The organism is Mesorhizobium sp. M0217 (genome assembly GCF_040321955.1).
GTDB lineage: Bacteria > Pseudomonadota > Alphaproteobacteria > Rhizobiales > Rhizobiaceae > Mesorhizobium.
Map to the genome: position 1 here is coordinate 33826 of NZ_JAMYSN010000004.1, position 14518 is coordinate 48343.

Here is a 14518-nt window from a genome sequence, read left to right on the forward strand (position 1 = left end):
CAAGCCGATCATTGCCCACGGCGACCGTGATGCCGGCATTGCAGACGAGAGCGCAACAGGCAGTCGCCAGCCGCCACCCAGCGCTCACCCGTGGCCGGATCGATCGTGGCCGTTCCAGCCGGCTTCACCGTGACAGAGGTTTCGCGCGCCGCTTCGCTGCAATCGCTGTTGGATGACTGCTCGCGGAAGCAAGATCGGTCGAGCGGCCTCGCGACGTGCAAACATTGGCAGGATTGATCCGCAACCGACGGTGCCTGGCATCGATCGAGCACGCCGGTCCGTCACTCCGGAAGGCCGGCCTTTCGGAAGCCATCGACGAAATGGTCGAGCGTGGCAGTGTCGCGGAACGGCTCCGTCTCGACCCAGTGACGGGTGGTGAAATGTGGGTTCGCGACGAGGAACAGGTCGACCTCGGCGCGCGCCTCGTCGATCCGGCCGAGTTGCGCAAGGCTTGCCGCAAGGAAACGGCGCGAGCTTGTCCGATACGTCTCGTCCCGGCGCGTCGTCTCGACGGCGGCTTCATAGTCGCGCGCCGCATATTGCGCCTGGCCGAGCGTCAGATAGTACCAGCTTGCCGGAAACGGGTTCAGCCGGAACGCCTTGCTGATATAGTCGAGGCCCTCCTCGACGCGCCCGGCCAGGACCGCGATGTCGGACAATGTCGCCCAGGCATCGGCCTCGTTCGGGTCGAGCTCGAACGCCTTGGCAAATCCCACATCCGCTTCGTCGAATCTGCGCTCATAGGCAAGCAGGTTGGCAAGCACCCAGTGGCAGCCGGCATCGTTGGGATCGATCGCCACAGCCTTGCGCGCCAGTTCCAGGGCAAGGCCGCGGGCAGGCTCAATGGGCTCTCCCCAATGCACCCATCCCATCCAGTGGTTCATGGCAAGCCAGCGATAGGCTTCGGCATAGTCCGGATCGAGCGCAAGCGCGCGCGTCAGCAACAGATGCGCTTCGCGCGCCGTCTCCGGCGAGACGTCGATCAGGTTGCGGGCCCGCACGCACAGATCGTAGGCCTCGAGATTTCGGGGCCGATTGCGCGGCAGCGGCGCGCGCAGCCGGCCAAGCAGCGCCTCGACGATCTTGGCCGTCACCTCGTCCTGAACGGCAAAGATATCTTCCAGGCCGCGATCGAAGCGGTCTGCCCATAAATGCTCGCCGCTCAGCGCGTCGACCAGCTGGGCGTTGATGCGCACGCGCCCGGCGGCGCGTCTGGCGCTGCCCTCCAAGAGATAGCGCACGCCAAGTTCCCTGGCGACCTCGCGCACATCCACCGCCTTGCCCTTGTAGGCAAAGGTCGAGTTGCGCGCGATGACGAACAGGCCGCCGATCCTCGACAGGTCGGTGATCAGGTCTTCGGTCAACCCGTCGGCGAAGGCTTCCTGCTCGGGGTCGTTGCTGAAATTGGCAAAGGGCAGCACGGCTATCGACGGTTTGGCAGGCAGCGGCAAAGCCTGTCGCTTCTCGTCGCCGAGCTGTTCGATGGCGCCGGTGAAGCGATAGCCGACGCGCGGAACGGTCGATATCCATTCTCCGCCGTTCGTGGCCGGACCCAGCAGCTTGCGCAATTGCGCAATCTGGACGGTGAGGTTGCCTTCCTCAACGGCGGTGCCTGGCCATGCCGCATCCATCAACTCGGCCTTGGCCACGATCTCGCCGGGCCGGGCGACGAGCGCCGCCAGCAGCTGCAGTCCGCGGTGGCCGGCGGCTACGGGAACTTGGTCCCGAAGGAGCGTTCCCGCACCCGGATCAAGCACGAACGGACCAAAGGCAAAGCGCGATCCCTGCATAACGCGCATCTATAGAGCAATTCCAGGAAAGGTGTGAAGGCGGTTTTCCCACGGGAAAGCGCGGCGGAGCGCTTCACGGACGTATGGCGTCAAAACAAAGAGTTGAGCACCTCGCCGTTTCCATGAAACGGCGAGGTGCTCTAGCCGGTTTGGAACTTTTGAGAACTATTTGGCCGGGCTTAATTACGGCGCCGTCCGCATGCGGCAGAGTTCAACCTCTTGCAAGCCGAGGGCTGTCGCTCCTCAAACCGAATGGAGGTTGCCATGAACGATACCCTTGCTTCTGCTCGTGCAGCCTTGCCGGAAAAGGCGGTGTCATCGGGCCGGCGTCCGACGGGCCCGCGGGGCATGATCGCGGCCTGGCGCGAGCGGATACGCTTTCGCTGGGACCTCAAGCAGATGGCGGAGGCCAATCCGCACCTGATCGACGATATCGGTCTGACCAGACGCCAGCTCGAGGCCGAAATCGTCAAACGCTTCTGGCAAGTGTGAGCTGATGTCGCGGATAAGACCCGCCCGCCTGTTTGGGCGTACCGCGGCGTTTTGCCGGCATTTGCACTTGCCGGAACGTGCCGATCCTGCTTCGAAGTCGGCATGAGCGCCGAAGACGCGACGTCACCGCCGGAGAACCACATCGCATGGGCCGCGATGGCCGGCATCATCGCGACAGTTACGGTGTTCGCCATAGCACAGGGGCTGACGTATCCGCTGCTCAGCTTCATCCTGGAACGGCAAGGGACGACACCGGGCCTCATCGGCCTCTCGGCCGCGATGACGCCTCTGGGTTTCATTATATCGTCGCTCTTCACGCCGGCGCTGGTCCGGCGGGTGGGCGCGGCGCGCTTTGCGGTTGTGTGTTCGATCCTGGCAGCAACCGTCCTGATCGCGATTGCCTGGACGCAGGATGTATGGGCCTGGATGCCGTTGCGCTTCCTGCTCGGCTTCTTTGCCAATCCGCTTTACGTGATCAGTGAAACCTGGCTGGTCTCGATCACACCCGCCGCACGCCGAGGCCGCATCATGGGCCTATACTCCTCCATCGTTTCCGCCGGCTTTGGCCTCGGCCCGCTGTCGCTAGGCTTGGTCGGCACGCAAGGATGGCCACCCTTCATCATCGGCAGCGCGGCCTTCCTTGTCTGCGGCCTGATCGTGCTTGCCGTCGCGCCACGCCTGCCCGACATGCCGCGTGAGGGCGAAGCGGTGTCGGTCGGCGGCTTCTTCGCGCTGGCGCCGCTGCTCTTGTTCGCAGTCTTCACGGCTGCCGCCTTCGAGCAAGTCCTGCTTTCGCTGTTCGCGGTCTATGGTGCCGCGCTCGGCAGCACTGAGCAGCGCATCGCTTCGCTCATCACCTGTTTCATCGCCGGCAATGCCGTGCTGCAGGTCGTGCTTGGGCGCGCCGCCGAACGGTTTGGCTCGAAGCCGATGATGCTGTTCTGTGTCCTGGCTTGCCTGGCCGGTTGTTTGCTGTTGCCGTTGCTCTTCGCTACATGGCTTGTCTGGCCGCTCTTCTTCGTCTGGGGCGGGGTCTCGTTCGGGATCTACACGCTGTCGCTGATCCAGCTCGGCGAGCGTTTCACCGGTCAAGCCTTGATCGCCGGCAATGCCGCCTTCGCGTTCGTATGGGGGGTAGGCGGCATCGTCGGCTCACCCGTGGCCGGGCTGGCGATGCAACTGACCGGACATCAGGGACTGCCATTGTCGCTTGGCCTGCTGTGCTGCGTGCTGGTGGTGTTTCTGCTGGCGGAGTTACGGCGGGTTGACCGCGTTCAGGCGTAAGGCGTGCCTGCCATTGCGGCCTTCAGGCCGATGCTGCCCTTGTCGACAATAGCGAGAAAGGCCGGACCCGCCTCGTCGCCGTCCTGGGTTTCTCGAAGCGTCCGATCCGCCTCGATGAACGCCACGGCCGCCAGGCGGGTGTCGGGGTCTGCAGCTTACGCCCGCCGCCTTCGGATAGTGCCACCATTAGGATATCCCAGCTCGTCGCGTTCGCTCTCGCTCGCGCCGACGCCGGCCCAGTCCGGACCAGCAATGTCTTCAGCTGCCATGTCTTCAAACCTCGATGTCAGGCGAAAACGCGGCCGCCGTAGAAACTCGGCGGCCGCCAATGGCGACGCTATATTCGCCCGAGAACAACCAGAATGATCACGATGATCAGCACCAGCCCGAGGCCACCGCCGCCATAGTAACCAGTGCCGTAGAACGGGCCGCCGCCGAGGCCGCTGAAGCCGCCGAGCAACGCGATGATCAGGATGATAATAAGAATGGTACCCAGGCCCATATGCCGTCTCCTTCGCTGCCGCGCCGTTCACGGCGCGGCTCGAAGAACTAAACTCCCAGCAAGCCTTCCTGTTCCCCGGCGATTTTCATCCGACGGCTAAGGAACGAAAGCCATCATGACGGCGTTTGCTGAGGTTCAGGCGCAAGCTGCGCGTGCCATCGCGCGCGCTGGGCGGCGCGTAGAATTCAGAATTTAGGCGGGATCGCCCTCAAGGCGACCGGCGGCTCGTCCACCCGAACGCGCCGGCAGGCGTGACGCCGGGCTTACGCTGGAAGGCGAGATGAAACGTGTCGGCATCTGAAAGCCGAATTGGTCGACGACGAGTTTTGGCCCCGCACCATTTCCAGTCGAGCCGAACCGGCAGCAGCTCACGTCGCCTTGCCGGCCGGCGCGCCTATGTCTTCCTCGGCAATATCGTCGAACGATGCGTAGTTCATGTTGTAGAGCCTGGCATAGAGGCCCTTGGCCGCCATCAGCTGCTCGTGGTTGCCGCTTTCGACGATCTCGCCGTTCTGTAGAACGATGATGCGATCGGCGCCGCGTATGGTCGCCAGCCGGTGCGCGATGACCAGCCCGGTGCGGCCTTCCAGCAGCGTGACCAGCGCTTTCTGGATCAGCATCTCGGTGTAGGAATCGATGCTCGCCGTGGCCTCGTCGAGCACCAGGATTTTCGCATCGGCGACCAGTGCGCGTGCAAAACTGATCAGCTGACGCTGGCCGAGCGAGAGATTGCCGCCGCGCTGTTCGAGCTCGGTGTCGTAGCCATCGGGCAGATGCTCGATGAAGTCGTGCGCGCCGACGGCCTGCGCCGCGCGCACCACCTCCTCGCGGGTAGCCGATGTCTTGTGGTAGCGGATGTTCTCCAGCACCGTGCCGGAAAACAGGAATGGCTCCTGCAACACCATCGCCACCTGGTCGCCGAGCGAATCCTGCGTCACGTCGCGCACGTCGTGGCCGCCGACCCGCACCTCGCCCGACCAGACATCATAGAAGCGGTGCACCAGCGCCATGCAGCTCGACTTGCCCGAACCGGTCGGGCCGACAAGCGCAACCGTCTCGCCCGGATTGACGCGGAAGGAGATGTTTTTCAGCACCGGCTGGTTCTGCCGGTAGCCGAAGGTGACGTTCCTGAACTCGACCGAACCGTCCATGTCGCGCGTCAGCGCCACCGCGCCTTGTTTGTCGCTAACGTCGACCGGCACGTCCAGCACTTCGGAGATGCGTTGGCCCGACGCCATGGCGCGCTGCATGACACTGTACTGCATGGTGAGCGAGCGGATCGGGTCGAAGAAGCGCTGGATGTAGAACAGGAACGCCACCATGACGCCGATGTCGAGGCTGTGCGACAGCACCATCGAACCGCCGACGACGATGACCGTCGCCATCGCAATGCCGGTCAGCGTGTCGACGATCGGCACCATCACCTGCGCATATTTGGCCGAGGTCAGGTGAGCCCTGAGATTGGCCAGCACCTTCTCGTCATAGAGGTCGAAATTGACGTGCTGGCGTTCGAGACTCTGCACAGTGCGCACGCCATGGATGCCTTCCGCCAGCGCCCCATTGGCAATCGAATTGGTTTCGTGCGCGGCCATGAAGGCGACCTTGGCGCGCGGCAGCCAGAACAGGCGCACGATGAACAGCGCCGGCATGGTCGACAGCGTCAACAGGCCGAGACGAAAATCGAGCCACAAAAGCACGCTGACAATGCCGAAAAGAAGCACGATGTCGCCCACCGACATGACCGATGTCTCGAGGAATTCCTGCATCGAATTGACGTCGCCCTGCAGGCGCGACATCAGCCGGCCCACCTCGGTCTTGTCCATGAAGCTCAGCGAGACGCGCTGCAGATGGCTGAACATGGCGCGGCGCAAATCCGACAGCACATTCTCGGCCACCTTGCCGACGACACTTTCCTGGACATAGCTGGCGCCATAGTTGATCAGGATGATCAGAGCGAAGGCGCCGATCGCCCAGTTCATCACCGAGCGGTCGGCCTTGCCAGCGGCCATGCCGTGGTCGATGGCGTAACGGATGACCAGCGGGATCGCCAATTGCGTCAGCGTGAACACCAGCACGGCGGCAACCGAGATGAAGATCCGGCCCTGATACGGTTTCACGAAGCTCCAGATGCGGCGCACGATACGCGGATCGTAGACCTTGCCGAAGACCTCTTCCTCGTCGCGGTGCGAACCGACGACGGCCCTGGTGGGCCGCCGGCTGGTGTCTTCCTTCTGGTCGTCGTTCTGTGTCGACATCATGCGGCTCCCACCGCCACCGGAAAATCGTCGTCCGGCCGCAGCTGCAGGTCGTAAAGCGCGCGGTAGCGTCCACCCAGCGCCAACAATTCCTGGTGCGTGCCGCGCTCGGCGATGCGGCCATTCTCGACGAACAGGATCTGGTCGGCATGCATCAGCGAGCTCAGCCGGTGCGAGATGATCAGCGTCACGCGGTCCTTGGCGAAGCGCTTCATCGCGGTGCGGATTCGCTGCTCGGTGCCGGCGTCGACAGCCGCGGTGGAATCGTCGAAGACCAGCACCGAAGGCCGCAGCATCAGGGTGCGGGCGATGGTCAGGCGCTGCCGCTGGCCGCCGGAAAGCGATGACCCGCGCTCGCCTACGACTGTAGTGTAGCCGGCCGGAAGCCCGATGATGTAATTGTGCAGCTGGGCGTATTCAGCCGCCTGCCCGATGCGGGTCTCGCGTGCCCAGGGATTTCCATAGGCGATGTTGTTTTCGATCGAGGTGGTGAACAGGAAGGCGTCCTGCTGCACGACGCCGACCGCCTTGCGCAACGATTGCAGCGTGACCTCGCGTATATCCTGCCCGTCGATGGTGATCGCGCCTGACGTCACGTCGTAGAAGCGCGGGATCAGATGCGCGATGGTCGACTTGCCGCTGCCCGGCGGGCCGACAATACCGACGGTCTCGCCGGACCGGGCCTCGAATGAAATGCCCGACAGTGCCGGCCGGCCGCCGGCGCCCGCGTAGCGGAAGCCGACATTGTCGAAGCGCAGCACGCCTTCGGTGACCATGAGATCCTTGGCATCGGGCGCATCCTGAATGTCGAGTTCGGCGTCAAGCAGTTCGAACAGCCTTGTACCGCAGGTCGAGGCGCGGGCGAACGAGTTGACCATCAGCCCGAGCTGGCGCACCGGCATTTGCAGGATGGTCATGAAGGTGAGGAATTGGGCCAGCGTGCCGACGCTGATCTGGCCTGCGATCACCTTCTGGCCACCGAACCACAGCACCAGGCCCATGGCCGCCAGGAAGGAAAAATTCATGGCGCTGGTGTTGGAGACGCGGATGTCGACGCGCTGGTCGGCAAGCTCCAGCGCCGACTTCTTGGCGCGGTCGAATTTTTCCAGCTCATGCCGCTGCGCCGCAAAGGCGCGCACGACGCGGATTCCGCCGAGGTTCTCGTCCATCACCCGGCTCAGCACTGACAGCCGCTCCTGCAGCGTCAGCCAGGTGCTGCGCAGCCTGAGCTGTGTGACCGAGGAGCGCCAGGCGACGAACGGCACGAAACTCAGACTGAGCAGCCCGAGCTCGAGATCGGTGCTGATCAGGAGATAGGAGCCGACGCCGATCAGCACGCCGAGCAGCACCACGCGCAATATGCCGGTGGAAAAGAACATGCGCACGCCGTCGAGGTCGAGCAGGCCAAGCGTAATCAGGTCGCCGGTATGCACCCGGTCATGGAAGGAGAAGCTCAGCCGCTGGATCTTCTCGTAGAAGGCCAGGCGCAGCTCATAGCCGGTGCGGTGGCCAACGGCCTCGCCATAATAATTCTGCGCCATGGTGAAGAGGCCGCGCAGGATGCTGACGACGAGCAAGGTGATCGCCGTCGTCCACAGCGCCTGCTCAGCCGCCGCGCCGCCGCCTCCAGCCATCACGCCTTGCGCCTGGTCGATGGCGTGGCCCAGCAGGCGCGGGATGAACAGCTGCAGCGTCGCGGCGATGAAGGTCGAGGCGATGGTGACCGCAACCTGCCAGGGATGGCGCAACGTCATGCGCACGATGCGCAGCAGCGTGCTGAGGCCCTTGCCCCAGGACGCCTCCGCCACATGGGCAAACGATTTGCCGCGCTTCGCCGCGCCGCGGGTTGCATCCATTGCCAAGGAAAATACCCAATCCGATCCGGACATTAGCCCAGACGAATGAAAACAGACTCAGTTTCAGATACCGCGATGGTACGCCTCGATTTTGACCGTTCAAGGGCCAATGGCGGCATCGCACTGTGCCTGAAAGGGGCTGATCGTCCGCGGCTGCCTAAGCCCGAGTCGGCGTTAGAAGCGGCTGGTCGTCACTTTAGGCCGATTGAAAAGATGCGAGCATGACCAGCCACCATCATGCCCGACCTCGACCAATATGGTCCGCCGCGGGACCGAGCGCAGTGAGCAGCGCCTTGCCGCTTTCCAGCGTCGCATTCTCATGCGGCGCGCGCAGGTTGAGCCAGCGTTTGTCGCCGGAGCGCACCGCCAGCACTGCCTTCATCGCTGGGATCAGGCCGGCATCCTGGATCACCTTGCGGAACGCCCTGATCGCGGCGTCCGCTTCCGTGACGTCTTGGCCAGCGATCGTCGCGTCGTAGAGGGCGCGGATGGCCGCAGCGTTGAGATTGACGGTCGCGGAGATACAGCCCGCAGCACCACTGGCGAGCCCCTTGGTCAGTTGCGCCTCCGAGCTGGGGAACACCGCGACGTCGGGTGCGGCGGCAATCACCGCCGCCGTGTTGTTCCAGTCGCCGGCGCTATCCTTGTAGGCGACGACCGTCTCTGGAAACGCCGCGCTCAACCGGGCGGTCAGGGCAGGGCTTACCGGCACGCCGGAGTTCTGCGGGATGTGGTAGAGGATCATCTTCAGCGCCGGGTTGGCCACCCTTTCGATCAGCTCGCTATAGTAGCGCGCCTGGCCATCGTCCCCGGCGGCCGTGTAGAAGAACGATGGCAGCACCATCACGGCGGCGCAGCCGAGGCCGACCGCGTGCTTCGACAGTTCGACGGTTTCGGGCAGTGCGGTGACGCCGGTGCCGGGCATCATGCGCCCCGGCGAAATGCCTGATGCAACCAGCCATTCCAGCGCCTGCATGCGCTCGTCGAGCGAGAGCGACAGCGCCTCGCCCGTGGTGCCAAACGGCGACAGGAAATGGGCGCCCTGGCCCAGCGCCCATTTGGCGTGTGAGATCCACAGGTCACGGGCAATGCGGCCGTCATTTTCGAAAGGTGTCAGGATCGGGGCGATGGTTCCTTGCGGGCGGGTCATGTCGGTCCTTCCATCGGTGCTGGAAATCAGCTTGGCATAGAGCATACGTACGATGCGATCTGCCAGAGGCGATCTCTTGGGCCACCGCGCCGGCCGTGGGAAAACTTGCGGGTCATTGCCGCGAAATTCTGGCCCTTCGGTCTGCCGCAACCAGATGACGCCGGCGTCAATGGGTTGCAAATGGACCGGGGTTGCAAATGGACCTGGGTTGCAAATGGACCAGGGTTGCAAATGGACCAGCCAAGCCCGAAATGTCGAACAGAGACAGATCCGGAAACGGCATGCACCCACGATTGCTCAAGACCTTCCTCGCCGTGGCGCGGCACGGTAATATCACCCGCGCAGCGCGGGAGGTTCATCTGGCGCAGTCGAGCGTCAGCGACCAGATCCAGTCGCTGGAAAGCGAACTTGGTGTCGTCCTCTTCATCCGCTCGCGCCACGGCCTCGACCTGACAACGGCCGGCGACGCGCTGAAACCCTATGCGGAAGAGATTCTGCAACTGGCGGAGGAGGCGCGTATTGCCGTCGAGGCAACGACGGGAATGACCGCCGGAACGGTTACGGTCGGCGCGCTGGAGACGATTGCGACCGTCAGACTTCCGCAATGGCTGGCGGCCTTTCGAGGCGACCACCCGGAGATCGGTCTGCGGCTGAAAATCGCCGGCAGCGATGCCCTGCTGCGGCAGCTCGAAGAGAGCGAGATTGACGTCGCCTTCTGTTTCGACAAAGGCGGTCTGGACGAACGTCTGGCCCGGCGCACGATATCGGCCGAGCCGCTGGTCCTTGTCGCCTCACCCGAACATGCGCCCGCATCGGGGCAGAGCGACCTGGCCACGCTCGCCGCGATGCGTTTCGTGGTGACGGAAACCGGATGCGTCTACCGGCATCTGTTCGACACTGCCTTTGCCGAGATTGCAGCGCCAGAACTTGCCGCCGAAGTCGGCAGCATCGGCGCCATTGCGGGCCTGGTGGCGACTGGTGTCGGCATGGGCCTGGTGCCGCGGCTGGCCGTTGCCGACGCGCTCGATCGCGGCGAGATCGTCGAATTGCCATGGCCGGGTTCGGCCCGCACGGCGTCGCTGGTCATGATCTGGCGCCGCCGGCGGGTGCAACCGCCGGCGCTGAAACTGCTGCTGGCTGCCGCGGCCAGGAATTTCGCTGCGCTCAGATCAGCCGATGACCGCCCTCGACATGCAGAACCGTCCCTGTCGTAAAACCGTTGCCCATCAGAAAGGCGATGGCATCGGCAATGTCGTCCGGCTGTCCGACGCGGCCGACCGGCAGGCGCCTGGCCATTGCATCGAGCGTCTCGTCCTTCTTGTCGCCGGCCACAAAACTCCAGATCGGCGTGTCGACCCAGCCCGGCGAGACGGCGTTGACACGGACCGGCGCCAGCTCGACCGCCAGCGCCCGCACCAACCCTTCCAGCGCAGCGTTGACAGCGGCAACGACCGAGCCGCGCGCCGCCGGCCGGTAGGCGGCAATGCCTGAGGTGAAGGTGATGGAGCCGTTGGCCGAAAGCTGCGGCGCGCCATGCTTGGCGAGCAGCAGCGGCCCGTAGAATTTGCTTTCGACGACCCGCTGCGCCGCCTTCAGGTCGACTGAAGGCAATAGCTCATAGGCGCCTTCGATGTCGGCGGCGGTGCTGACAATATGGTCGAGCCGGCCAATTCGCTTGAACAGGTCAGCGACCTGATCCTCCCTGGCGATATCGGCCGCGACGGCGCTCAAAGCGGAAGGGTTCTGCAGCGCCTCGCCGGCACGCTTGAGCCTGGCTTCACTGCGGCTGACGATGATGACTTCGGCGCCTGAGTCCAGGCACCGCCTTGCCAACGCCAGCCCCATTCCGGAGCTGCCGCCAATGATAGCGATTTTCGATTTTGCGATGTCTGCCATGTTTCCGTTGCTGTCCTGAACCGCTCCGGCGAGAGTCGCAGACCGGCGGCAGGAGTGGAAACGGAAGAAAGCGATAGTGCCATCGGAGGCTCCGATGGCACTATCGTCGATAGGAACCGACGCGGGCCGCTCCGTCGAGTGCCCGCCTGTCAATGAAGTGCGCTCAGTAGCCGACCGTAAAGCGCTGCTTGATATGCGCCGGCTTTTCGATCTCGTCAGCCATGACGATGGCGTAGTCCTCGAAGGAAATGCTGCTGCCCTTGTCGGACGTCAGCAGCGTGTCCTTGCCGATGCGGTATTTGCCGGTCCGCTCGCCGGCGACGAACAGCGCCGAAGGCGACAGCAAGGTCCAGTCGAGATCGTCGACCGTCCGCAGCGTGTCGAGGAAGTCGGCGCCCTTCTGCGCCTCGGCCTTGTAGATATCAGGGAAGGTCGGCGTGTCGACCAGGCGCTTGCCGGGCGCAACCTCAAGGCTGCCGGCGCCGCCGACGACGAGGTAGCGTTTGACGCCGGAAGCACGCACGGCTGCGATGAGCGTATCGGGATCGCTGTCGAGGAAATGAACCGAGGAGATCACCGCGTCATGACCCTTGATCAGGGCGGCAAGGCCATCCTTGTCGAAGACGTCGCCCTTCTTGGCAGTCACGCCCGGAAGTGCCGCGATCTTGTCTGGATGCCGGGCAATGGCGGTGATGCTGTGCCCGCGATCGGAGAGTTCCTTAAGCAGGCGGGAGCCGACCTGGCCGGACGCGCCGATAAGTGCGATTTTCATGGGGATTTTCCTTTCGTCTGGGGAGAATTTCATCTGGGGAGAATTTCTGGGATTACGCCGCCTCGATGTGAGCGACGAGATTGTCGTAGCTGCCGAACAGCGCGTTGGCGCCGATCAGGCGCGGCGCCGTTTGGCCGATCACCGCCAGCGCGGGAACGCCATTGGCATGCAGCCGTTGGAACAACATCCGCCCGCGGCTGACCAGGTCGTGATGCTTCGCCAGAAACGGCTGCGTCGGCGCTTTCAAGAGCTTTGCCGCGTCGCTCATGCCGGCGTCGGTCAGTACCGCGGCGACGCCGTCAACCGTCACAATATCGCGGCCGTCGACATAGCGCGCATGCTGGATCGCCTTCAGTGCCGCAAGTTCCTGGCGCCAGTCGTCCAGCCCGGCGGCGTTGATGCCCATGGTGGCAGCGGAAGAATCGAGCAAGGTGCCGCTGACATTGAGCACATTGTCGAGATAGGCCTGGCTGAAGCGCTGTCCGCTCAGCCGCGCGATGCGCTGGTCATTGTCCCAGGCGTGGGCGGCAAAACCTGTATCCAGCGGCCGCGCGCCGGCACCGGAGAAAAGCCCCACCGGCAGCAGTTGGAGCGCGGTCCCGCCGGCGGCCAGTCGATCAAGCATCGGCGTGGCGCCATAGCACCAACCGCAGAGCGGGTCGAAAAGATAGGTTAGGGTTGCATTGGTCATGGCGGCCTCATTCTGTTGCCCGATAGATGACAGCTGGACCGCTTGCGAAAAATAGCGATCAATCATACAAACTGTCTGATAAAATCAGACAATGAGTGGCCTGTGACCGAACTCCTCAATCTCAATCGGCTCGTCTACTTCGCCACCGTGGTGGAGACCGGCTCGTTCACGGCCGCTGCCGACCGTCTCGATGTTGCCAAGGCTGTGGTCAGCCATCAGGTCGGCAAGCTCGAAGAAGAGCTTGGCGCCACGCTGTTGCGGCGCACGACCCGGCGCGTGACGGCGACCGAAGAGGGTCGTCTGTTCTATGACCGGACCGCGATCATCCTGCGCGAGGCGGAGGCAGCCTATGGCGACATTTCGCAGCGAGCGGCGCAGCCGACGGGGACGCTGCGGCTGACGGCGCCGCTCGATTATGGCGAGAAGGTCGTGGCGCCGACCATCGCCGCCTACATCAGAAAATACCCGAAAATGCGGGTCGAGACGATCTTCGACGATGCGGTCAGCAACCTGGTCGACGAGCAGATCGATCTTGGCATCCGCGTCGGCTGGCTTGCCGATTCCAGCAATCTGGCGCGGCGGCTGGGCAGCCTGCAGCAATTCGTCGTCGCCAGCCCGGAACTGGCCGCCAGGCTGCCTGGGGAAGCCAGCCCCAGGCAGGCGAAGTCGCTGCCCTGGGTCGGCAACGCCCAGTTGCGCGGGGTCGGCCAATGGCTGTTCTCGAGGGGCACGGAAACGGTGCTGGCCGAACTCAACCCCGTCGTCAGCTGCGACAAGACACCAGGCGTGCTGTCCTGCGTGCTGGCCGGCATCGGCCTCGGCATCTTTCCGGATTACAGTGTCGCCGACGACATTGCGCGCGGCCGGCTGGTGCGGGTGTTCGCGGACTGGACCTTGCCGTCCGGTGGCATCCATGCCGTCTTCCCGCCGGCGCGCTTCAGGCCGGCCAAGGTGCGCGCTTTCGTCGACCTCCTGGTTGCAGCCGAACGGCGGCGCGCGCGCAGTGCGGGCTGATTTCGGCACCGGCCGGCAATGCCGGCGAGGGAACCTTTGTTCGGCAGGCGCTTTTGGATATGCTGCGATTCCGAACCGTCAGAAGGGGTACTGCCGATGACCACCAAGATCTTTGCGACCTGCATGCTCGCTCTCGCTGTCGGCTGCAGCCTGTCCACAGCGGGTGTCGCCAAGGACAAGCATCGCCATCGTCAGCCAGAACCCGAACGCTACGTCCCCGCCCATCGCGACCTCATCTACGCCCTGTTCGGCGGCCCGCGCTACTATGACAAAATGCTGATCACCACGGCGGCCGGCCCGTGCTCTTACGACCGGGTCGGGCCGGACGCGAATGCGCTGAACAAGGTCAACGATCACCATTGCGGAAAGTAGATTGGTCCCAAAGGCGGGGTCCTGCGTCCCAGGGTTACCGGATGACGGCCGCCGCGAACACGATAGAGACAGTCGATGACCGCTGGTGAGAAATGGTCTCCGTCCGAAAAGAAAGTCGCCCGCACTGCCTATGACGCAGCGCTGAAGGTGGCGCTCGACAAGACGCTGGCTGAACTCAAGAGCAGGGCCCACGTTGCGGCAACGCCTTACGAAATGTGGGATGTCGAAGACTTCTGCTGCAGCAGCGACGGAAGATCGACCAGATGTTCGACTATCGCTATTCACAGCTAATACAGGTCTTCGCCAATCTCATCCGGCAAGGCTATCTCGAGGAGAATCTCCTTGTTGGCTTGTCGGAAGACAAGCGGCAAACGATCCGAAAATACGCCAGGTGGAATCGCGAAGGGTAGGGGTCCTCTTCGGGGACCTTGGCGCTGCATTCAA

At 63.8% G+C, this 14518-nt stretch carries 16 protein-coding genes; 7 read left to right on the top strand and 9 right to left on the bottom strand.

Annotation, left to right across the window (positions count from 1 at the left end; translation table 11 throughout):
* Window positions 1-281: 281 nt before the first annotated feature.
* Complete coding sequence (locus NKJ18_RS09270; protein WP_023704770.1) at window positions 282-1799, bottom strand: winged helix-turn-helix domain-containing tetratricopeptide repeat protein; 1518 nt, start codon at window positions 1797-1799, stop codon at window positions 282-284.
* A gap of 255 nt (window positions 1800-2054) precedes the next feature.
* Between NKJ18_RS09270 and NKJ18_RS09275 the strand changes: the two genes are divergently transcribed.
* Window positions 2055-2282 (top strand): DUF1127 domain-containing protein, encoded by a 228-nt coding sequence (locus NKJ18_RS09275; RefSeq protein WP_023735668.1) that lies wholly within the window; start codon window positions 2055-2057, stop codon window positions 2280-2282.
* A 102-nt stretch (window positions 2283-2384) separates the two neighbouring features.
* Window positions 2385-3566 carry an MFS transporter gene (locus NKJ18_RS09280; RefSeq protein ID WP_023704772.1) on the top strand — a complete coding sequence of 394 codons (1182 nt, stop codon included), beginning with the start codon at window positions 2385-2387 and terminating at the stop codon, window positions 3564-3566.
* Here NKJ18_RS09280 and NKJ18_RS09285 read toward each other — a convergent pair.
* The 5 genes from NKJ18_RS09285 to NKJ18_RS09305 all read right to left on the bottom strand — a co-directional run bounded on the left by NKJ18_RS09285 (window position 3557) and on the right by NKJ18_RS09305 (window position 9329).
* Entirely contained in the window at window positions 3557-3691 is a 135-nt protein-coding gene (locus NKJ18_RS09285) for a hypothetical protein (RefSeq protein WP_023682661.1), read from the bottom strand. The two genes, NKJ18_RS09280 and NKJ18_RS09285, sit on opposite strands and share 10 nt — an antisense overlap.
* A gap of 212 nt (window positions 3692-3903) precedes the next feature.
* Window positions 3904-4068: a DUF3309 family protein gene (locus NKJ18_RS09290; protein WP_023667887.1), complete on the bottom strand. Its 165-nt coding sequence runs from the start codon at window positions 4066-4068 to the stop codon at window positions 3904-3906.
* Between the two features lie 368 nt (window positions 4069-4436).
* A complete protein-coding gene (locus NKJ18_RS09295; RefSeq protein WP_352758129.1) occupies window positions 4437-6323 on the bottom strand; it encodes an ABC transporter ATP-binding protein in 1887 nt (628 codons plus the stop codon).
* Complete coding sequence (locus NKJ18_RS09300; RefSeq protein ID WP_352758130.1) at window positions 6323-8179, bottom strand: ABC transporter ATP-binding protein; 1857 nt, start codon at window positions 8177-8179, stop codon at window positions 6323-6325. The genes NKJ18_RS09295 and NKJ18_RS09300 overlap by 1 nt, the downstream gene beginning before the upstream one ends.
* A gap of 235 nt (window positions 8180-8414) precedes the next feature.
* Window positions 8415-9329, bottom strand: a complete 915-nt coding sequence (locus NKJ18_RS09305; RefSeq protein ID WP_352758131.1) for a dihydrodipicolinate synthase family protein — start codon at window positions 9327-9329, stop codon at window positions 8415-8417.
* 281 nt (window positions 9330-9610) lie between these two features.
* On the opposite strand from NKJ18_RS09305, the gene NKJ18_RS09310 reads away from it, so the two are divergent.
* Window positions 9611-10543 carry a LysR family transcriptional regulator gene (locus NKJ18_RS09310; RefSeq protein ID WP_352758132.1) on the top strand — a complete coding sequence of 311 codons (933 nt, stop codon included), beginning with the start codon at window positions 9611-9613 and terminating at the stop codon, window positions 10541-10543.
* Here the strand turns inward: NKJ18_RS09310 and NKJ18_RS09315 are convergent.
* The 3 genes from NKJ18_RS09315 to NKJ18_RS09325 form a co-directional block, all read right to left on the bottom strand.
* Window positions 10494-11225, bottom strand: coding sequence for an SDR family oxidoreductase (locus tag NKJ18_RS09315; protein WP_023753996.1), 732 nt, complete (start codon window positions 11223-11225; stop codon window positions 10494-10496). The genes NKJ18_RS09310 and NKJ18_RS09315 overlap by 50 nt on opposite strands.
* 163 nt (window positions 11226-11388) lie before the next feature.
* Complete coding sequence (locus NKJ18_RS09320) at window positions 11389-11997, bottom strand: NAD(P)-dependent oxidoreductase (RefSeq protein ID WP_023667893.1); 609 nt, start codon at window positions 11995-11997, stop codon at window positions 11389-11391.
* Window positions 11998-12049: 52 nt separating this feature from the next.
* Complete coding sequence (locus tag NKJ18_RS09325; RefSeq protein ID WP_023740596.1) at window positions 12050-12688, bottom strand: DsbA family protein; 639 nt, start codon at window positions 12686-12688, stop codon at window positions 12050-12052.
* A gap of 102 nt (window positions 12689-12790) precedes the next feature.
* Between NKJ18_RS09325 and NKJ18_RS09330 the strand changes: the two genes are divergently transcribed.
* The 4 genes from NKJ18_RS09330 to NKJ18_RS09345 all read left to right on the top strand — a co-directional run bounded on the left by NKJ18_RS09330 (window position 12791) and on the right by NKJ18_RS09345 (window position 14484).
* Complete coding sequence (locus NKJ18_RS09330; protein ID WP_023699792.1) at window positions 12791-13702, top strand: LysR substrate-binding domain-containing protein; 912 nt, start codon at window positions 12791-12793, stop codon at window positions 13700-13702.
* Between the two features lie 96 nt (window positions 13703-13798).
* Complete coding sequence (locus NKJ18_RS09335) at window positions 13799-14074, top strand: hypothetical protein (protein ID WP_023732219.1); 276 nt, start codon at window positions 13799-13801, stop codon at window positions 14072-14074.
* Window positions 14075-14149: 75 nt separating this feature from the next.
* The gene (locus NKJ18_RS09340; RefSeq protein WP_352758133.1) at window positions 14150-14365 is read left to right on the top strand and encodes a hypothetical protein; all 216 of its coding nucleotides are present in this window, start codon (window positions 14150-14152) and stop codon (window positions 14363-14365) included.
* A complete protein-coding gene (locus NKJ18_RS09345; protein WP_352758134.1) occupies window positions 14338-14484 on the top strand; it encodes a hypothetical protein in 147 nt (48 codons plus the stop codon). Before NKJ18_RS09340 ends, NKJ18_RS09345 begins: the two co-directional genes overlap by 28 nt.
* Window positions 14485-14518 lie beyond the last annotated feature (34 nt).